Source organism: Sorangium sp. So ce375 (genome assembly GCF_051473855.1).
Classification (GTDB): Bacteria; Myxococcota_A; Polyangia; order Polyangiales; family Polyangiaceae; genus Sorangium.
Genome location: NZ_CP150335.1, coordinates 975,327 through 995,556, shown reverse-complemented (window position 1 = coordinate 995,556; position 20,230 = coordinate 975,327). Strand labels below are relative to the sequence as shown.

The 20,230-nt window shown below is 66.7% G+C and carries 17 protein-coding genes; all 17 read right to left on the bottom strand.

Going from position 1 to position 20,230, the window contains the following annotated elements:
* Window positions 1-142: 142 nt before the first annotated feature.
* Complete coding sequence (locus tag WME90_RS03875) at window positions 143-469, bottom strand: hypothetical protein (RefSeq protein ID WP_437279703.1); 327 nt, start codon at window positions 467-469, stop codon at window positions 143-145.
* Entirely contained in the window at window positions 466-2,895 is a 2,430-nt protein-coding gene (locus WME90_RS03870) for a TonB-dependent receptor plug domain-containing protein (RefSeq protein ID WP_437279702.1), read from the bottom strand. Before WME90_RS03870 ends, WME90_RS03875 begins: the two co-directional genes overlap by 4 nt.
* Window positions 2,896-3,471: a YfiR family protein gene (locus WME90_RS03865; protein WP_437279701.1), complete on the bottom strand. Its 576-nt coding sequence runs from the start codon at window positions 3,469-3,471 to the stop codon at window positions 2,896-2,898.
* Entirely contained in the window at window positions 3,468-3,878 is a 411-nt protein-coding gene (locus WME90_RS03860; protein WP_437279700.1) for a response regulator, read from the bottom strand. Before WME90_RS03860 ends, WME90_RS03865 begins: the two co-directional genes overlap by 4 nt.
* A 4-nt stretch (window positions 3,879-3,882) precedes the next feature.
* Window positions 3,883-6,114, bottom strand: a complete 2,232-nt coding sequence (locus WME90_RS03855; protein ID WP_437279699.1) for a HAMP domain-containing protein — start codon at window positions 6,112-6,114, stop codon at window positions 3,883-3,885.
* A 741-nt stretch (window positions 6,115-6,855) separates the two neighbouring features.
* A complete protein-coding gene (locus WME90_RS03850) occupies window positions 6,856-7,320 on the bottom strand; it encodes a hypothetical protein (RefSeq protein ID WP_437279698.1) in 465 nt (154 codons plus the stop codon).
* A 1,685-nt stretch (window positions 7,321-9,005) separates the two neighbouring features.
* Window positions 9,006-10,697, bottom strand: coding sequence for a hypothetical protein (locus WME90_RS03845; protein WP_437279697.1), 1,692 nt, complete (start codon window positions 10,695-10,697; stop codon window positions 9,006-9,008).
* A gap of 192 nt (window positions 10,698-10,889) precedes the next feature.
* Window positions 10,890-11,057: a hypothetical protein gene (locus WME90_RS03840; RefSeq protein ID WP_437279696.1), complete on the bottom strand. Its 168-nt coding sequence runs from the start codon at window positions 11,055-11,057 to the stop codon at window positions 10,890-10,892.
* 154 nt (window positions 11,058-11,211) lie between these two features.
* Window positions 11,212-12,027 (bottom strand): ExeA family protein, encoded by an 816-nt coding sequence (locus WME90_RS03835; RefSeq protein WP_437279695.1) that lies wholly within the window; start codon window positions 12,025-12,027, stop codon window positions 11,212-11,214.
* The gene (locus tag WME90_RS03830; protein ID WP_437279694.1) at window positions 12,024-13,379 is read right to left on the bottom strand and encodes a DDE-type integrase/transposase/recombinase; all 1,356 of its coding nucleotides are present in this window, start codon (window positions 13,377-13,379) and stop codon (window positions 12,024-12,026) included. The genes WME90_RS03835 and WME90_RS03830 overlap by 4 nt, the downstream gene beginning before the upstream one ends.
* Window positions 13,380-13,497: 118 nt before the next feature.
* On the bottom strand, window positions 13,498-13,833 hold the full coding sequence (locus tag WME90_RS03825; protein ID WP_437279693.1) for a hypothetical protein: 336 nt from the start codon (window positions 13,831-13,833) through the stop codon (window positions 13,498-13,500).
* Between the two features lie 273 nt (window positions 13,834-14,106).
* Window positions 14,107-14,364: a hypothetical protein gene (locus WME90_RS03820; RefSeq protein ID WP_437277927.1), complete on the bottom strand. Its 258-nt coding sequence runs from the start codon at window positions 14,362-14,364 to the stop codon at window positions 14,107-14,109.
* Window positions 14,361-15,176: an ExeA family protein gene (locus WME90_RS03815; protein ID WP_437277926.1), complete on the bottom strand. Its 816-nt coding sequence runs from the start codon at window positions 15,174-15,176 to the stop codon at window positions 14,361-14,363. Before WME90_RS03815 ends, WME90_RS03820 begins: the two co-directional genes overlap by 4 nt.
* Window positions 15,173-16,522 (bottom strand): helix-turn-helix domain-containing protein, encoded by a 1,350-nt coding sequence (locus WME90_RS03810; RefSeq protein ID WP_437277925.1) that lies wholly within the window; start codon window positions 16,520-16,522, stop codon window positions 15,173-15,175. The genes WME90_RS03815 and WME90_RS03810 overlap by 4 nt, the downstream gene beginning before the upstream one ends.
* 125 nt (window positions 16,523-16,647) lie before the next feature.
* The gene (locus WME90_RS03805) at window positions 16,648-17,079 is read right to left on the bottom strand and encodes a hypothetical protein (RefSeq protein WP_437277924.1); all 432 of its coding nucleotides are present in this window, start codon (window positions 17,077-17,079) and stop codon (window positions 16,648-16,650) included.
* A 1,109-nt stretch (window positions 17,080-18,188) separates the two neighbouring features.
* On the bottom strand, window positions 18,189-18,395 hold the full coding sequence (locus tag WME90_RS03800; protein WP_437279692.1) for a hypothetical protein: 207 nt from the start codon (window positions 18,393-18,395) through the stop codon (window positions 18,189-18,191).
* A gap of 105 nt (window positions 18,396-18,500) precedes the next feature.
* The gene (locus WME90_RS03795; protein ID WP_437279691.1) at window positions 18,501-19,940 is read right to left on the bottom strand and encodes a TIR domain-containing protein; all 1,440 of its coding nucleotides are present in this window, start codon (window positions 19,938-19,940) and stop codon (window positions 18,501-18,503) included.
* Between the last annotated feature and the right edge of the window lie 290 nt (window positions 19,941-20,230).

Genomic DNA, 20,230 nt, shown 5'->3' with positions numbered 1-20,230 from the left:
CAGTTCCTGCAGGAGAGCATGCCAATCACCAGTAGGGTACCGTCGGACGTGACTCCACGGTGGACGATTCGGCCCCTCATGTGGCGGACAGGTTGATGCAATCGAGCGTGATGAGAGAGAGCGCACGCTCGGTCGCCCGCGATCACAGCCCGGCGCCGCCCGCGCCGCCCGCGCCGCCCGAGCCCGCGGAGCCGCCGTCGCCCCCTGCGCCGCCTCCGCCATCCGCGCTCGCGCCGGCGCCGCCTCCGGTGTCGGCGCTCACGCCGCCTCCGCCAGCCCCTCCGGTCGAGGTGGTTCCGCTCGCCTGAGAAGAGCTCGCGGCGACGCCGGTGTCGAAGCAGTTCGGGTTGTCGACCTCGACGAAGCAGCCCACCTCGCTGGGGTGGCCGACCTCGACGCAGCCCCCGGCCAGGAGGCCTGTCGTGGCCGACAGGCCGAGGAGGAGCGCGGGAAAACGTGTGCTCTTCACGGTGAAGCTCCGAGGCTCGCGCGCCCGACCGTCGCGGAGGAGGAGGGCTTGGCCGCCGCGGCCGGGCTGCCTGCGGCGCCGTCGTCGTCCAGGTGAAACTCGATCCCGGCGAAGAGCGTAAGGCGGTTCTTGAACGCGAAATCCGCGGAGGGGCCGCTCTCGACGAGGTAGCGCGGCTGCCCCTGGTTGGGCCCGACGACGTAGGGCTCCTTGCCCGAGAACGCGTATTGCCCGCCGAGCGTGTACCCGGCGCCCTTCAGCCCGGGGATCGCGCCCGTCACCACCGCGCGGAGCTCCAGCTGCGGCGGCACCTCGGGACGAGGGGAGATGTTCGATGGATCGCCGCCATAATACGCCTGGTCGGCGATCCGCCGGCCCATGTAAGCGGCCGCCAGGGACACGGTGCCAGTGCCGATCTCGTACGATACGCGGGCATTGCCGTAGACCTGCGGCGCGACCGTGATGGGGACATCGTCGCCGGTGCCGAACTGCGCGTTCCGGGCGATCTGCTGCTGGGACATGCGGCGTCGCGTCGCGGCGAACGTGGAGTTCACGCCGATGCGCAGCTTCCGCTCGAGGAAGCTCGTCTCGAAGCCGAGGTTCGCGCCGTAGTTCTCGATGCCTGGGACGTTGTTGTACCTCGAGACGCTGGGCGCCTTGGCCCTCAGCATCTGGAGCTCGATGACGTCCTGCCAGTCCGAGTAGAAGCCGCCGGCCGTGAAGGAGTACGCGCCGGTCCGGAACGACGAGACCGCCTCCAGGGAAGAGACCTGCTCCGGCTTGAGGCCGTCCGGGTTCGGCAGGAGCCTGCCGCTCACGGTGTAGAGCTCGACGAAGCTGGGCGCGCGGAATGCGCTCGAATAGATGAGCTTGAGCGATACGCGCTCGTCCGGCGTGAGGATCAGCGCGGCGCGCGGCGAGATCGCGTTCGGCACGTACTCGAGCGGGATACGCGAGTCGAGGTCGACCCGGATCCCCGCGTTGAGCGAGAGGGGCTTGAAGAGGCGGAGCGTCTGCTGCACATAGGCTCCGAGCGCCGCCTCGTCCTCGAGACGGTATCCGCCGCCGTGCCAGCGCGTGCGCGCCGGGTCGGAGCCATAGCTCTTCCCCGTGAGCTCGTCGAACGCGACGAACTCGAAGGCCGACGTGCGAAGGCGCCCATCGAGGCCCGCCGTGGTCACGAAGGCGCCGTCGCCTGCCCAGTCGTACCGCGCCTGGAGCTCCAGCCCGACCCAGCGGGAGAGGAACAGCGCGTCCTTCCGACAGGGCCCGGACGGGCCGCGCGGGCACTGCTCTGGATCGAGCACGTCGAGCGGAACGTGCGGCACGAGCGGCTCGTGACCGACCACGTAGCGCGAGCGCTCGATCCGGCTGTACCCGAAGTACCCGCGCGCCACGCCCTCGAGCCGCTCGCTCAGGCGGGCGCGATAGCTCACGCTGGTCAGGAAGAGCGACTCTGTGTTGTCGTTGCGCGCGTCGTCAAAGGACCCGACGCGGTTCTCATAAAGATCCATGAAGGGCGCGGCCCACACCGCGCGCGTCGCCTGCGCGACGGCGCTCAGGTCGCCGGCGTCGAGGCGCACGAAGGCGCCTGCCTTGCGGTGAAACCACTGCTCTTCCACCGTGCCGCCCCAGAAGCCGGGCTCGGCGTGCGAGCCGAGATCCATGACGGACACGCCGTCCAGCCCGACCGGGAGCCGTTGCTTCGGGAAGCTCACCTCGGGCCCATCGAAGCGGCTCATGTCGACCGCCGCCACCAGGCCCGCGGGCTGCCCGAGCAGCGTCAGGCGGCGCCCGAAGCCGAGCGCCACCGCGCCCTCGCCCCCGGCGGCGCTCGTGGTGGGTGCCCGGATGTCCCCGGATTCGTCGAGCGGCGGCGACGCCCCGAGCGTCATAGAGGCGCGGAGGCCCTGGTGATCGGCGGCCTTCTTCGTGACGACGTTGATGACCCCCAGCATGGCCTGCGCGCCGTAGAGCACGGAGCCAGGGCCGAGGACCACCTCGATATGATCGACGATCTCGATCGGGATATCGTGCAGGAACACGGCGCCGCCGCCCTGCTCGTTCACGACCATGCCGTCGAGCACGATCAACACGTGGCTGTTCGAGTCCCGGGTCAGGGCGACCCCGCGCGCGCCGACCTCCGGGACCGACATGCGATCGTGCGCGAAGACGCCGCTCGCGAGGAAGGTGAGCGCGTCGGCGAGGCGCCGTATGCCGAAGATCTTGAGCTGCGCGCCGGTGATCACAGACGACATGGCGGGCGCGTCGCTCTCGCGCTCCGCGGAGCGGGAGGCGCCCGACACGACATTCTCTTCAAGGATCTCGAGGAGCGAGCTCACGTCCTCGGCCCGCGCCTCGCGCGGGGCGGCGGTCGACCACGCGATCGACGCGGCGCAGATCAGTGCGAAACGGGTCGAGCTCACTCAGTAGATCCTTGCCAGTTTGAGGATGGGAGCGGGGAAGTCGATGAGCTGGGCCCGGGCCTGCGCGAGGTTGATGCTCATGCGCGGCTTGCCGTCCGCGACATCGACGCCGAGCACGGCCCCCTGCGAGACATAGGGCTCCACGGCCGCGAAGCTCAGGATACCGGTGTCCGTGAGCGCGCCGCGTATCGCGGCGACGTCCCTGGCGAGCCCCGAGGAGATGTACACGACGTTGATGTCGTGCGTGCGGCACATCGAGGCGAGCTCGGACGCGCTCGAGTAATCGGCGCTCTCCACGCGGATCGGTTTGTCACGCACCTTTCCGATGTCGTTCAGCGCCCTCCTCATCTGGAGCGCGGCGCTCGCCGAGTCCGCGTCGCCCGCGCGCGAGAGCAGCAGGAAAGAGACCTGTCCCTTCACCCGCTCCGCGAAGCCCCTGTCGTACGGCAGGATGCGCGTGACGATCTCCGCTTGCACGGCGAAGGGCGCCGTCGCCGGCTCCGCCATGACATGGAACGGGAAGAGCGCGGCCGCGGCGAAGAGGCCGAGGACGAGGGCGCGCCGCCGGGGCGTCACGTCCTGCGTTCCTTGCCGCGCGACAGGCCGGCGAGCTTGCGTATGCGGAGCGCCGCTTGCACCTGCGGGGTGAGGGCGAGGAGATCGCCTTTCCTGCTGAAGACGCCGTCGAAGCCGAGCTCCGCGTACCGCGAGCCGGCCTCCGCGTCGGTGGTGTAGAGGTAGAAGAGCGGCGGCTTTTCCCCCTCGGGCACCGCGGCCTTGAGCGATTGGAGGACGGCAGCGCCGTCGAGGCCCGGCATGAAGAAGTCGACGATGACGAGATCGCAGCCGCGCAGGTGGCGGGCCGTGCCCACGAGCTGCGTCGTCGTGACCACCTCGTAGCCCGCGCTCGCCAGCTCGACGCGGATTCGCATCAGCACGATCTCGCTGTCGTCGATGATCAGGATGCGTCCGCCTTGAGACATCGAGTCATTCTCCGTTGCTGAGAGGGGCAGCCTGGGTGCGGGGGCGGATCACGAACGCCGTGCCGGTGCGGCGCGACGTGTCCACCTCGATGAGCCAGCCGACCGAGAGGAGGTCGGCGCGGACCGCGGAGAGGCCGACGCCGCGGCCCGCGAGGTCGCTCACGTCGCCCTTCGTGCTCACGCCGGGGGTGAACAGGAGCTCGCGTGTCCGGTTCAGATCGCTCGGGTCGACGCCGGCGCTCGTCGCGAGGGCGCCGAAGTCGATGCCCTGGCCGTCGTCCTCGACGACGAGGGTGGGCAGCGGCCGATCCTCGCTGCAGACGGCGCGGATCACGCCGACCTCGGGCTTGCCCATCCGCGCGCGCGCGTCGGGGCTCTCGATCCCGTGGGCGATCGCGTTCCGCACGAGGTGGAGGAGCACGCCCGGGAGCAAGCGGGCGAGATCCGAAGGGATGGAGGCCTCGCGGCCTTCGATCTCGAGGCGGGCGCGCTTGCCCTCCTTCTCGGCCCAGCGGGGCACGCGCTCGACGAGCGGCGCGAGCACCTCGCCGAACGGCCGGGCCGCGAGGCGGCGGACGATCTCGGCGGCCTCGCCGCCCTGCGCGCCGACGAGCTCGCCGAGCCGGGTGACGTCCGTGCGACGGACCGTGATCTGGTCGAGGATCGCGCTGCCCACGGGCGACGCGTCGACGAACGTCTCCTGCGCGCGCGTGAGCTCGTCCGCGACGCGATCGAGCCGCGACCGCCACGACGCCGAGTGTGCCTCGGCCGAGGGCCTGTCCTCCGAGCGCGCGCGCGCCTGGACCATGGAGAGCTCGTCCTCGAGCGTCATGATCTCGTCCGCGAGGCGCTCCAGGTCGAACGACCTGGCCTCACCCTTCATTGTGTGCAGCTGCTGCAAGAGCTCGTCGATGTCCGAGGGGCAGAGTTGCTCGCCGAGCTTCAGGATCTCGTTGCACCGGGCCACGCGCTCGCGCGAGATCTCGATGAAGCGGACGAAGACCTGGCCGCCGCCGGCGATGAGGCGGCGCATGGCCGCGATCTGGCGCGCGTGCTCCTCGTCCTTTGTCTTGACGCTGTCCGCGAGGCGCCTGAGCTCGGTCTGGTCGGTCGCGAGCAGCATGACGCGCGCGAGCTTCTGACCGGAGACGATGGGGCAGAACTCGAGGCGCAGGAACCTGCGGTCGCCCGGCGCGCGCTCGAACCACACCTCGCGGGGCGCGAGCTCGGCGATCTCCGGGAAGAGGTCGACTTCCGCGTCGAACGCCGCGTCGACCCATTGCCGGAGCGCCTGGCTCTCGACGCAGAGCGGCCCGCCCCGGTAGAGGAGATCCGCGACGTGGTTGCCTGCCGCGGCGCGCTCGCCGAAGATCTGCGTGGCTTCTCTCGAGACCTCGCTGCCGAGCCGGCCGTCGGGGCCGAAAGCCACGATCGCCTCGCGCATGTTATCGAAGAGCTCGCGGAGGCTCTTCGTGGCCATCTCGAGCTTCCCCTCGCGCTCGAGGATGGCCGAGCTCATCGCATTGAACACGTCGGCGAGCCGGCCGAGCTCATCGTGCGTGCGGACGTTCACGCGGACGGTGCGGTCCCCCTGCCCGACGCGCCGCGCGGCATCGACGAGCCGCGAGAGCGGGTGCACGATCTGCCACCTTGCGAAGGCGAGGAGGAGGAAGGCCGTCATCGCGCCGACGATCCCCGCGAACGCGAGGATGTTGCGGCGCGCCGCGGCGAACGCGGCGTTCTCGGGCTCGAGGGAGAAGACGAGGACGAGCGTCCCGAGGCGTCGCCCGTCGTCGCGCACGACCGGGCGGGCGACGAGTATCTCGTTCTCGAGGACCTGGTTCTCGGCGCCGCGCGCGGTGAACGCCGACAGGCCGTCTCCCGGCTTACCGATCTTGGCGATGGGCTCGGCGTCGTTGCCCCACGCGACCGCGGCGATGAGCGCGCGGTTCGACCGGAGCTGGTCGAGGTCGCCCTGCGCCGTGTCCCGATCGCCGAAATCGAGCGGCGCGGTCAAGGCCCCCGAGAGCAGATCCGCCATCATCGACGCGGCGTTCGCCTTCGCCGACACGAGGTCATCACGTGTCTTCTGGATTACCTGATTGGCGACAAGCACGGTGACGCTGGTGAGGACCACCACGGTCGCCGCGGCGAGCTTGACGCCGATGCCGAGGTGAACGCCGGTGCGCCGCCGGTGAGCCGCTGGGGGCTGGGAAACAGGCGGGGAGAGCAGCATCAGGCGGTCGGCGCGGCGGGCCGTATCCGGGTCAGAGTACGGTCGAATCCCTGAGCGTGCGTCATCCGCGCCCCCCTCCACGACATGGGGCATCGCCAGGCGCACCATCGGCAGTACCCGAGGGGCGAGGACAGGCGCACGGCGATGCCCTTTCGACCTCGACGGTACGGAGTTCGTTTCATTTCTGCAACAGGATTTTCGTTGCCCACAGTGGGCCTGAATGTCCGCTTCGCGGGTCGGCGGAGCCATGCGCCGACGAGGCCATGCGTCGACGGCGCCGTGCGTGATGGGACCATGCGTCAACGGGGTCATGCGTCGACGGGGCCCTACGTCAACGGTCCACCGGGTTACCGGGTTACCAGCTACCCCGTGATGGGCCCGGCGGCCTGTCGCGGCCTTTGCCGCTCTGCGCCGTGTGCGTGAGGAGGCGCGGTTGACGGGCGAGCCGCCGGGGCACGACAGCGCTGAAGTCAGTGAGCGAGCCAACTCTTCCTGCGCGCCGGAGGCCGGTGCGCGAGCCGGCATGGAGGCCGGTGCGCGAGACGGCATGGACGAGCTCCCGCGGGCTGCGGCGTGACGGCCGCGCCCTCGGATTCCTGGCACCGCGGCGCACAGGTGCGCGGAGTGCAGCGCGTCGAGCGCCTCCCGGGTGGCGGCGAGCGGGCCGCGGTGACCGATGCGGGCGAGGTAGGCGTCGAGATCGAGCGCGTCAGGGGTGTCCACGGGGGCGCCAGTGGGAACTCACCATGTGACGCGGTAGGTACAGGAGTCGGCGCCGCGCTTCCGGGACGGGCGGGACTCGTCGAGCACGACGTCGACGCGCGGCCTGACCCCGCGCGACGCCGCTCGCCGCGCCGTGCCGAGCAGGATCCCGCGATCGAGCTCCGAGGGATAAGGCGAATCGCAGACCATGATGATCTGGTGCTTCTCCGGATAACAGCGGTAGTGGCCGATCCCCTCCCGCATGACGCCGGTCGCCGGATCGAACATCACCTCTCCGTCAAGCCTGTGATTCATGTGGTATGCCACGTCGACCATCTGGAGGGCCTCCACCATGGTCGGCGGCATGACCGGTTGCACGGCGTGATCCACGATCGCCTTCCCGATGGCGAGCAGCGTATGGTCCCCGCTCGCCCGGGCCACGCCCTTCAGCATGTCGAGGAGCGTCTGGAGAGGGTACCACTCGCCCGCGACCAGCTCAGACACGCCCAGCGTCGAGAGCATCTTCTTCCCGATGTCTCCGTGCGCCCGGAGAGCTGCGGCGACCGACGCGAAAGCGGTCCCGGAGCCCTCGAGCCCGGGATGAGGAGAAACGTATTGAGGCATAACCGATGGTGGTTGAGGCGCTCCTTCCGCCGACGACCGACGATATCGAACATCGCGCGACACCGCAAGATGGCCGGCTCCCGAGAGCGGGAGCCTGGCAGGTTCGCTGGCGAGCCAGGCGATGTACGGGAGCTTGTTGCTTGGCCTCGTCCGGCCGCCAGATCTTCAGGTCGTTCGCTCCTTCGCCCGCCCGCACGCCGGAGAGCAGCGCCTGATGCAGCCTGACGCGCGGCCGCTGTCTCGGAGTGCTCTCGCTGATGCGGACCGGGGCGATGATGAAGACCAAGCTAAAGGCCGACCGCATGTTTGAGAATGCGTGGGAGCGAGACGTTCGATTGACTCGCAGGCTGGAGCAAGCGCGCGTCGGTGAGGAGCCCGAACCCCGATGAAGCCAAAGCGATGAGGCGAAATCGCTCTTCAAGTTCTCGCACCCGTACGAGCTTGCTCGCGAACAGCAACGCCGTCCGGAGCGTATCGAAGGCGCGGCGCGGGGACTGGCCGGGCGGGCGGGTTGAGGCTCACCGCTTCTCCATGAGAACCTTCGCGCATGGCCCCACTCCTGGAGGTTGCGGCGCTCACTGCAGTGCCGGTTGAAGCCTCGTAACACGTGGAGCAGTTGGAACGATCACGAGCCGACGTACACCGTTGCTGACTTGGCGATGGAACCAGGGGATCATCCAGGAAAGTCCTAACGTCGCGCTTGAGGTATCTTGTGGAGCGCATCGACATCAAGGCGGATAAGGAGTATTACCCATTTGCGGCCCCGCAGGCTGTAGAGTGAACGCGGCCCTCGATGCATGGATAAGCTGCTGAAACAGCGTCACTTTTCCAGGGGGAGCGGGATGACGCATTTGGGCGGGTTTCAGCGGGTTTTTAGGAGGCCGAGGCCGGTGCCAACCTGCCGATCGCGGGCGCTAACCCCGCGTTCTCTGGTCGGCTGGACGATTCCGTGACGCTTCCGGCGGTGCCCTCGACGCCCATGCGTGACATGGCGCTGGCAACCGCTCCCCGACCCGCAGCGGCTCCTGAAGCCGCTCCGGCGAGCGACCTGCGCCAGGAGTTCGTCGCCACCCTCACGCAGACCATTGCCGCTGCCCACAGGGCGGGCGACCTTGCGACCGCGCAGATCGCCGCTCGCACCCTGTTGGAGCTCCTCAGCGCCCCGCAGGCGACGCCGCGGGCAGCGCCTGTCGTCGATCTCGCCAGCGCCCGGCGCGCGCGATCTTAAGCGCATTCTGAACGCCATCGCGGCCGCGCTGGCCACTGTCGCCGTCCACCAGGCCGAGAAATACCGCCAGAAGGTGTACCGCCGCCGGGAGGTCGCGGTCTCCGATCCGCGGGCCCACGTCGCCGGCCGGGTGCCATCCCCTCCGGGGAGGTCGAGGCGCGCGCCCTGCTGGAACCGTTCCGGGAGGAACATTAGCGGGAGCGCGAAGTGCTGATTCTCGTCGACAAGGGCGAGCAGGTGAGCGAGGTCGTCCGAAGCCTCGGGCTGCTTCTCAGGACCGCGCTCTCGCGGCGCCGCCGCGGCCGCAGCCGCCTCGTCACGTCGTTCGAGCAGCGCATCACTTGGGGCCCCGCAGCTTTCTCGTCTTTCGTGCGCCAGACTCAGCTACGTCACGCGGAATAGAAACCGTCAGCCCTTCCGCCTCAAGCGATGCGGCCATAGTGCGGATTCTATCACAAAAATCTCGATATCTCCACTCGCTTTTCGGAACAACCTGTTTCATCAGGCACCGCACATCGCCCTCAACCTGTAACATGGACGGCTTGTCGCCTGCGCCGTCGACAATTGCAGGATCACCTACCACCGCAAATACCGCAGCGAGCACACTCTTGTTCACGAGAACAGACGTAGGAATCACGATCGCGCATCGTCGACTCATGTCGTGACCCTCGAGCGGAATGCGCACACTAACATTCCCCGCAGTCCGATTAAGAAATCCAGACATAGTTGCCACCGTGTCTCGATAAGCAATAACGCTTGCAGGCACCACCATCGTCGATTCAGAGACACCAAAGTGCGTTACCAACAGTGCAAATTGGTGACAAACGTCGAGGTTCGCAAGAACCTCAGGGTCGATATCAAAAGGGACCTTCGCGGAACTGAATTTACTAATCTTACCGTCTTCGCGCTCAAACTCTATTCGCAGCCCAACCGTCTTAGACTCGTAGAGCAGGCGCAATATTTTGCTTAATGCAGCAATCTGCTCGATAGATATCTCGCGATACACGTCAAAGCTCGTCTTAAATTGCATCTGCTGCCGATACGCAACTATCGACATATACGGAGAGACGAGACGGAGCTTCCAATGGCTTATCGGGAGAAATGGGAATACCGAGTGTGCCAGGTACACGTTGCAGCTAATCGATGCAACGGACGTTCGATCTGGATCTGAGAATATAACTCGGATCAAACCCTCCGAGGGCCTATCTTGCAATCTTATGGTTCCTTCACCACCACTGAGGCGCTGAATCTCTCGCTGAATACCAAATCTGGATTCAATTTTTCGCAGTGCGGAAATCGGCAAATCTTCGACCAGGCCGACGGCAAAATCTGCCATGAGTTCATGCGCTGCCTCGCGCTGCATCGATGGCATTGTGAACGCTATTCGAATTGGATTCTCATCGAACCCGGATGTGTTCTGATGCTCCGTTTTGTGTTGAATGTATGCAAGTGTGTCGTTGCCGATATGGCTCTGGATGAATGATCTTAGTGCCGCGCCTTCGCGATGGTCGATGCGATCTCTATCAGTCCACGTGAGCGACATTGTTTGCTTGTGAAGCGGCTTGGGATCATTTTCCGTTTCGAGCTGACGCAGGCGCTTAAGTACGCGTTCGATGAGTTTGTCGCCCACGTGTATGATGTATGCCGCTTGCACGACACGATCATCGAACACATAAACAACAAAGAACCATGGCATAGGTTCCTTCGCCGCACGCTCCCAATTGTCGAGTTTGACGGATATCTTCCGCTTACCCGCAGTCGTTGCCTTTACCTGGACCTTACAGCTAAATTCTGGAGGCCTAACGTCGAGCGGTTCGTCGGCCCTTCCCTTCGCGTTGTCCTCGACATAGTAATCCCAGCCCTTGCGGTCACGACCGGGTTTCGTGGCCAGCAGCTCTGCCTTGGTGCACCAGGGCACAAACAGATCCTCCCCAAGGTCTCCAATGAACTCTGTAAGTTCTGCGTTCTTGCGCTGCTTTGTGATCAGGTTTGAGGTTCGCCCCTTCGGAGTTTTGGCCTTCGACGCCATAACCTGATGATACGGTTGTGCTCGCGGGAACGGAAGCCATTCAGAGACACGCATCTGCGGCCTCCGGTACTCCCGCCGGGGAGGGCGCCTGATCGCAGTGCTCCCGGCGAGAGGTTCCTATGTCGCATCACCGTGGGCGCATGTAGGCATCTAGCTCCCACCTGCGAGGCACGCCTGCCGCAAAGCAAGGCATCACGCCTTCCCGATCTCGACCACCCGCCACCAGGACCCGGCCCGCCAGGTTGCGGCGAACAGGCCGGAGCTGTCGTAGGCGAGCTCCAGCACGAGGCCAGGGACGACGGCCAGGTGTTGACGCTCACGCTGGCTGATGGTCGGCCGAGCAGGCCGCTGGATGGCCATCGCGGGCGTGCACGGCAGCGGTCAAGGACGACGAAGGCCATCGCTCGGGCACGCGGTGCAGGGCGGCTCGCAATGGCCATCGTCGTTCGTGGCCGTCGACGCCGGCGAGGCTCCTTCGCCGGCGCCGAGGGGGCGCCCGTCGTGTCGGTCAGCGTCAGCTGCCGTCCGTACCCAGATCGCCGACGATGCGCGCCATCACGTCACGCTCGACGAGTTTCTTCTTCCGTCGCGCCGCCTCGCGCAGCGCGGCGGTGGCCATGCGGTCGATCTCGCGCAGGCTCGAGCCGGCCGCCTCGTGGAGCAGCATCAGTGCGTCCGCGGTGAAGACGTCGCGGTCGGCGCCGGCGCGGCTCATCCGCAGCCGCACGTACTCGCCGGTATCGTCGGGGACCATCGCTCCGATCGACAGACGCCGCTCGATGCGCGAGTACAGCGAGCGGTTTTTGCGCAGCTCAAGCCGGTCCTGGAGGTCGGACAGCCCTACCAGGATCAGCGACAGCAGGGCGCGGCTGTCCCATTCGTAGTTGAGCAGGATGTGGAGATGATCGAGCGTGTCTTGGTGGAGCAGGTGCGCTTCGTCCAGCAGGAAGACCGGGTGGATGCGCTCGCGGCCGAGGGTCTCGATATGCGCGCTGACAGCGTAGAAGACGGCCGCCGCGGTCGCAGCAGGGTTGAGACCGAGGGCATGGCAGAGCTGGCGATAGAAGTCGCGGCGGCCGAGCGTGGCGTTGTGGCAGTAGGTCAGCCGGAAGCCTGCCTGCGGCAGCCGATGACGCACTGCCCGCAGCACACACGTCTTGCCGGCACCGGGCTCGCCGACCAGCAGCACTTGGGCGTGCTCGTGCACGGCCTCGCACACCTCCTCGACGAGCTGCTCCTTGGAGGGCGGCAGCCACAGGTCGCCGTCCTGGATCTCCTTGGAGAAGGGGGCGGCGGAGAGGGTGAAGAAGCGGACGTAGGACTCGCTCACGTCTCACCTCCGCGCTCGCTCGTGTCGGCACCAGTGCCCGTCGAGCGGCCAAGCGTCCGGGCAGGGTTGAAGTCCACCGGGCGTGTCGGCTTGTCCACCGCAGGCCCGCCACACGGCAGCCGCTTGCGCCGCGCGTTGCGCTGCGGGTCGACCGGATGCAGCACCAGGCGCTTGCCCTCGTGCTCGACCCACGGCGGCTCGTCGGGGGCGACGAAGCACCGGGCGACGGAGACGATCTGGCCAGCGAGGTAGCCTTGATCGAGCTGCCAGGCGACGCCGTCGACAGAGATGATGTTGTCGCCCGAGACGCGGCGCCGGGTGCGCTCGGTGAGCGCGACGCGCAGCGCCCTTTCGTCGACGCCGCTCTCGGCGGCGGGGCGCGCCGCATAGACCTTCGCCGGGGTCTGGCCGAGCAGGCCCGCGTGCGGCGCCGGGTGGTAACGCCTGTCGAGGAAGGCGCGGAGCGTCGTGTTGATGTCGACGAGCGACGCCACGGCGCCAAGGTAGGTAAGGCACCCTTCGCGCAGCGTGCGCCAGAAACGCTCCATCTTGCCACGCGCCTCTGGGTCGTACGGCTTTGCATGCAGGAGCGTGATGCCGAGCCGCGCGCAGGCGGTTTTGAGGACGTCGCCGCGGTAGGTGGAGCCGTTGTCGAGATAGAGCGCGTCGGGCTTGCCGTGGCGGCGCAGGGCGTCGACGGTCATGGCGAGCATGTCGACCTCCTTCTCGGTCGTGTGCGCCTCGAGCGCCACGACGTAACGAGAGGCGTCGTCGAGCAGCCCGTGGATGCGGAGCGGCACCGCTTTGCCGCCGACCGTGCAACCCGTCACGTGGCAGACGTCGCCGTGCCAGAGCGCGCCGGGGCGCTCGGCTTGCCAGCGCAGCCGCGTCTTCGGCTCTCCCTCGGCGCGCGCGGCGCGGCGGCGAAGGCCGTGCGCCGCGTACAGTCGCCGTACGGTGGGCTCGGAGACCTGGGTCGCTTCGAGCCTCCCCTCGTCGACCAGCGTCTTGAGGATGAGCGGCACCGAGGCGTGGGGATGCTCGCGCCGAATGTCGAGCAGAAGCGTGCGCAGCTCCTCCGACAGGTCCTGCGCGAAGCCGCGATCGCTGCGTGGCTGTGGGCGCAGGCCGTCGAGGCCAGCGGAGCGATACGCATACAGCCAGCGCTCGAGCGTGGGCACCGAGTAGGTGCGCGTGCTGTGCGCGCCCGGCGGTCGAAACCGCTGCTCGCTCAGCGCACGCAGCGCGGCAGCGAGCTGGCCGTGGGTGAGTACACGGTGCATGAGAGGGCCGATGACCGTGGCGCGATAGATCGCGACGGTCTCGGCGTGGTCGGCGGGGCCGAGGGCCATTCGGACAGATCCTTTCTGCGCCTTGCTGGCGCGCGGTCCTTCTCCGGGATCGGCCGCGTTTTCGGCAGGGATCCTCTCAGGTGGGCTGCAGGATCGGGGCTCCTTGGGGCGAAGGCCATCATGCCGCATGCGCGGCGCCGAAGAAGGCGCGCTGCTCGATCGGCAGCGCTCGAGTCGCCGGGTCCGCGCTTGCCGCGAGCGATGCCGCGACGGCGGCTGCGCTCTTTCGGAGCGAGGCGGCTGGGCCTGGGTCGGGGGCATCCGAAAACAGACGTCGCTGAGCGACGTCGCGCGCCCACCGGCGCAGCGTGGCCCAGCCGGCGACGGCGCTGTCGCCCAGGATCTTCGCCGGGCCCACGCGCCGACGGACCTCGGCCGCCGTCGCGAGCGCCAGCCCCCAGAGCGCGAGGGCGAAGCCGATCGCGGCGGCGCTGTACACGCGAAGGCCGAGCATTCCGCGAGGAACGACGAGCAGCACAGCGCGGCAACTGAGGCAGCGGTAGCGGCGGGCCGTCACCGAGAGCACCTCGGGGCGTTGGTCCGGGCTGGTGGGGCCCCAGACCTGCCGCTCGCGCCTGCCGTGGCCTTGGAGTGTTACCGAGCAGGCTGTTTGATGGCCGGAAGATCCGGCTCTGTGATGGCTATCATCGAGCTGGATCTCCGCTCACCGCGATTGCAGCGAGGCGATGCGTCGGGTGACTGCGGCGGTCGCAGAGCGCCGGCGCTCTCAGTCGATGCGGAGGGGGAGGCGGTCATCGCCGTCGAGGACGGCGTGATAGCGAGCGAGAGCGTCGTCGAGCCGATCGAGGTAGTGGAGCACGACGTCGACGGCGTAGAGGCGAGGGCAAAGCGGATCCGGGTCGCCCGGGTAGCGCGCGGTGAGCGCGTCGCGGGCGAGCGCGAGGGCCGCGACGAGGGCGGCGGCTGCGCTGCCCGCGGCGTCGCCGCGCCGCGTGTCCCCCTCGGCCAAGGGGACGGGGTTCATCCGGCCTCCTCTGCGTCCAGCTGCAGGATGCGGCTCAGGATGTCGCGCTCGACGAGCTTGCGCTTCTTGCGCGCAGCGGCGCGGAGCGCGGCGGTGGTGAGTCGATCGGTGTCGCGCAGGCTGCCAGCGGCCGCCTCGTGCAGCATCGCGATCGCGTCCGAGGTGAAGAGCTCTTTCGTGCAGCCGACTCGGCCGAGACGTACACGCAGATAGTCGGCCGTATCGTCCGGCGTGAGCGGGTCGATGGTCAATCGGTAATGGAGGCGTGAATACAGGGATCGATTGCGGCGCACGCGGAGCCGCTCGCCGAGCTCGGGCAAGCCAAGCAACACGAGCGAAAGCAATGCGCGGCTATCCCAGGCGTAATTAAGGAGTATGTGAAGATGATCGAGTGTGTCCTGATGAAGTAGATGGGCCTCATCGAGGACGAAAACCGGAAATACGCGCTCCTTCGCGAGTTCCTCGACGTGCGTGCTGACCGCGTAGAAGACGTCTCCAGCGGTGCTGCAGCGCGCGAGACCGAGGGCCAGACAGAGCTGGCGATAGAAGTCCCGGCGTCCAAGTGTCACGTTGGCGCAGTAGGTCAAGCGAAACGTCTGCGGCGAAAGGGCATGACGGAGCGCGCGGAGCAGACACGTCTTGCCGACGCCGGGGTCACCGGCGAGCAGCACGCTCTTTCTGGCGTGCACCGCCTCGATGAGCGTCTCGAGGAGCATCTGCTTGGACGGGGGGAGCCAAAGCTCGCCGTCTTCGACCTCCTTGGAAAATGGCTCTGCGGTGAAGCTGAAGTAGCTGCAGAAGTCCATGGTCATCCCTCCTCGTCACCGCGAGGCGTCCGTCCGAGAGCCTTGTCCAGGAGCGTTTTCGGCGGGTCGAAGGGGACGCGCGCCTCGTGAGCGACATCGAGGTTGCAGGCCGGTCGCGGCCGCTGGGCGTTCTTCACCGGATCTACCCGGTGCAGGGCGAAGCGTTTGCCCTCGTGTTCGATCCAGGGCGGCTCGTTCGGCGTGACGAGGCACCTCGACACTGTGACGAGGTGGCCGGCGAGGAAGCCGAGATCGGTCTCCCAGTCCTCCCCATCCATCGAGAGCGTGCTGTCACGCCGCACGCGCCGGCGGGCCTGGGTCGTGAGCGCGTCGCGCAGCTTCCGCTCGTCGAGGTCGTCGGTGACGTGGGGATACTTCTCGTAGACCTGCGCGGGGCACTTGCCGAAGAGCGCCGCGTGCGGTGTGCGGTGGTAGTGCTCGTCGATCCATGCGTAGAGCCGGACGTTGAGGTCGTGGAGCGACCCGAGCGCTCCGATGAAGTCCAGGCACCTCCCGCGCAACGTCCTCCAGAAGCGCTCCATCTTGCCGCGCGCGGGGGCGTCGTACGGGCGGGCGTGGATCAGGGTGGTGCCGAGTCGCTCGCACGCAAGGTGCAAGGTGTGCCCGCGGTAGGTCGAGCCGTTGTCCAGGTAGAGGGCGTCGGGAGCGCCGTGCTTGCGCAGCGCCCGGATGAAGAGCGCCAGCATGTCGACCTCCCGCTCGGCGCTCATCGCCTCGATCGCGAGGATGTACCGGGAGGCGTCGTCGAGCAGCGCGTGGATCCGCACCGGCGCCGGGCTGCCGTTAACGAGGATCGGCGATGCGTGACACACATCGCCGTGCCACAGGGCGCCGGGGTGCTCGGCCTGCCAGCGCAGCCGCACCTTGCCGCCCGTGCGATCGCGCAGCGCGATGCGATCGAGGCTGTGTTCGGCGTACAGCCGTCGCACCGTGGTGGCGGAGATGGCGTCTTTGTCGAGCCGGCCCGCCGCGATCAGGGTGTCGAGGATGAGCGAGACCGAGGCGCTCGGGTGCTCCTCTCGGATATCGAGCAGCATCCGTCGTTGCTCGGGGGTGAGCTCACGCGCCCGGCCTTTGTCCCTACGGGGCTTGGGGCGCAACCCTTCGAGGCCTTCCGCCTTGTACGCGTAATACCAGCGCTCGAGCGTGGGGACGGAGTATGTGCGCGGAGAATGGGCGCGCGGTGGGCGAAACCGCTGCTTGCTCAGGTCGGCGAGCGCTTCGGCGAGCTCTCCGCGGTCGAGCTCGCGGTGCATGAGCGAGCCGATGATCTCGCTGCGATAGAGCGCTACCGCTTCCGATTGGTCCTTCGGCTGGAGGGGGTCTTGCACGTCGTGTCCTTTCCGCGCCGGTGACACCGCACCGGCCGCACAGCCATCCAAGCGCAAGGCGCTCCGCCGACCGAGGATCCAACCGGGTGGGTCCGACATGAGCCCGGCGAGCGGGCCTGTTGCCATCACGCAGCCCGCGCGGCGCCCGCCATGACGGCGGCCTCGGGGACCTCGGCCGCAAAAGGCGCCATCGCGACGAGCGTCATCGCGGCCCGCTCGGCCCGCTGCCGCAGCGATGAAGCGAGGGGACTGGGGCGGACCGCCGCAAAGAGGTGCCCCTGGTCGATGGCGCGTAGCCAGCGCCGCACGGTCACCCAGCTGTCAGCATCGAAGCTGGCGGACCAAGGGCTGACGCGCCGCCGCACATCGATGAGCGCTGCACCGGCGACGCCGACGAGCAGCAGGGCCAGACCGATCGCCGTCGCGGCGAAGTGCCGTCGCGGCGCGACGCCCCGCGGAACGACCGTGATCGCGGCGCTGCAATGGCGGCATCGATAGCGGCGCGCCTCGATCGTGACGAGCCCGCCGCGCTCGCCGGCAGCCAGCGGCCCGCGCACCTGCCGCGACCGCGTTCCGTGACCCCACAGCCCCAACCCGCCCCCCAGCGGGCACCCCGCCGCGCCGCAACGGGGGCAGCGGGCTGGCCGCGCGCGCTCTACGGTGGGCGGGGAACCGAGCCAGCCTTTGACATCGAGGTCCAAATGGACGATCTGTTGAGGGCTCCGCTCTTTCAAGCGATTCGGAGCACGACGGGAGGGGGCACGCGGCCAAACGAGCTCCTCTCGTCGCCTATTTTGTGGCCGGCGCCGCGCCGATGCTCCGCTCCTGCCGCTGACCTACTCCGTTCGTTGCGCCGACGGACGAGGAGTCGTGCTGGTAATTTTCGAGAGGCGAACGGAATGTGCGCTCCCTCTTTTCCTGTGCTCCTGGATTCGACCAACGCGAGCATGCTCAGGAGTAGCTACGCTGAGAATTTTATCGGACTCGGCGCAATGCATGGCCGGGGAGCCCCCTGGCAGCTTGCTGCCCTCGGACACCCCCGTCATCGCACCTGATCCGCCTCGGTGATGGTGTTCTCCGGTGGGTCGAGCACCCTGCCATCAAAGAGCTGGATCGACAGGCGCACCATCGGCATCAACGACGGTGCTCAGTAACACCTTGGAGCCGGATGGCGCCGCCCAGCGGACAGCTCGCAGCGCCGCAGACGGGGCAGCGCGCAGGCCGCGCCTCGACGACCGAGGGCGGCTGCTGCTGCCAGCGCTTGATGTCGATGGCGCTCTGGATAACACTGCGACCGCTTCGATTCCTGGGCACAAGAACCGGAGCACGACGAGGAGGCTGTCCGCCAAGATCAGGTCTCCTCGTCGCCTATTTTGTGGCCGGCACCGCGCCGCTGCTCCGCTCCTGCGATCGGCCTACCCCGTCGTGAGGCGGATGTGGGAGCGACGAGGGGTGGTAATTTTCGAGCGGTAAACGGAAGGGGGCGCCCGCGTGAGAAGGGCTTCTGTGGGCCGACGCAACCGTGCTCAGAGGGAGCCGCGATGAGAATCTTGAGGCGCCGGATGTAATGCATGCATCGCGGCGCTCCGGAATCGTCCCCCCGGGATGCGTACGCGGAGCGAGCACTCTCCTTGATGGCCACCTCTTTGGTCGGACCCCCTCACCATCAAGCAGCATGCTCGGTGCGATGGGCTGCGGCATCAATGAGAGGGCGCGGTAATACCAGGGAGAAGGTCTCGGCCTCCTCGGTGAGGACAGCTTCAGCGATGGCGTCGAGCTCGTCAGGCTCGATCTTGCCCAAGGTGTCGACGGGGCGGGGGCGCCGGTTGGGGGCGGCGGTGCGCTGGCGTTGATCGAGCCGATGCGCTCGCATAGGGGCCGATCAGTGATCGGTTGCCGTCTCCACATTGGGGAGGGGAGGCGCACGCCATCCGTTGGTCCTCGTCCTTGCCAGCGCGGGTGGATGGAGGGACGTCGGTCACCGTTGGGCTGCCTTCGCCATGCTGATAGCTAACTTGATTTGAGTACACACGGGCCCCAGGGCAGCTTGCAGATTGCCGTCGGAATGTTTAGCGAAAGTCGCGGGTGTAACTCCCGCCAGATCGGTCGGAAGATCAAGTTTCTCGTCGCGACAGTATACGATAAACGTTTTCTCTCGTCCCAACGATCCCATAAAAAGACCCAGTTCGAATAGAACGTTGTCGCGCGGGCTATTTCTTGCGGTGTCCCGCTTGTGTACTAGATCGTCAGGGGTAAGAACCAAGACGGCGAACTCGAAATCCACTGCTGCCTTGAGTAAGCTGTCCAGCGTTCCGCTAGAAAGACCGAAAACACCTTGCGACCAAATGGTAGTCTCAGCATGATATTGCAGACCGAGCTGAATGTGCTCTGCGATGGTTATGCCCTCGACAGAAGATCCAACGAATATACGCGGCTTTTGCATTGCTTTTGCCTCTTGTGGGCGTGCTGTGCTTGATGTTTCGATGCTCTTGGTCGGTGGATCGTCCTTCGGCACTGGACCAACGCGCGGAGCATTCCAAATGCTTTCAGGAAGCGCTTGGTCGGGGAAATGTATCGATAACTCACACGATTTGCATTGGGCAACAATGGCGACAAAGTTTGTACTTGGCAATGATCGCGGGCGACGGGCTGGAGTTATGTTGGTTCCACATCGAGGGCACAGGATTGTCTGGGTGTCTCGATAGATAAGACGCGCGGCTTGCGCTTCAGAAAACGTGCAGGCGCGATTGTCGCCGCATGGAATCGCCCGTCCTGCGTTGTCAGCAAGCAGCCAAGCGAGTTCCATCATCGCCCACCCGACGTGCCAAGCGTCAACTGATCGCAGTCGGTACGGTTGGCTCTGCTGGTCGTAGCGGTTGTTTATGATCGCTGCTGACTTCGCGATAATTTCACAGAGAGGATTTCCCTGATCGTTTGCGAAATTCGTCACTGCTTCCGTAGCTGTTCGAAGCTCGGTGGCAAATGCAGGGCACTCGTCCCAGATCTGCTCCGGCAGTTCCTGCCTGCGTGCGTGTGCGGTCAGTGTCGATCCCCACGTGTCTAACCATGTTTGGATACCAATCGCTTTGCGCTCGTCATCGCTCAGCGTGTCGTCGCCTCGATCCCTGATGCGCCATTTTAATATTCTCAAATTGTCGAGCGCAAGCCTTACGCTAACGTGTGTCGGCGAAGCTTCGTTAATAAATGTATTCCATTGCTCCGATATGGCGACGGCGTCGAACTGCTCTAGTGCCTTCTTTCGCCACTCGTCCACGGCCGTTCGGAGTGTGTCTGGTGTCCAAAGGCGCCTGAGCCGGGCTTCCCTGTCCTGCTGTAGCGTCCCACGGCCGAGCGAGATTATACGCTCCACTGCTTTGATCTTCTGGTGTCGGCCGATCGTCGTATCCGAATCGATCATCGCTTTGCCTGTTATTTGTGGATGCACCGAAGCGACAAAGGGGGCAGTGCTCGGCGCCTGCGTTGCGCCGAGGTCACGCAATTAGCATTCGAGTATCTTGGAACAGATGGCGTTTCGGTCGGACGAACAAACGAACGAGGGCCATCCTCGTTGCCGCAATTCCAGCCGCTTCGGATGCGCGACGGTGTGGGCTCGCCACCGGCTAGTGCTAACGTCCGAAGGTGTCTCTCTTGTCCCCGTGCCTGTTCTAGCTATGCTCATAGCTACTCCAACGCTCCGATGCCAGCGGA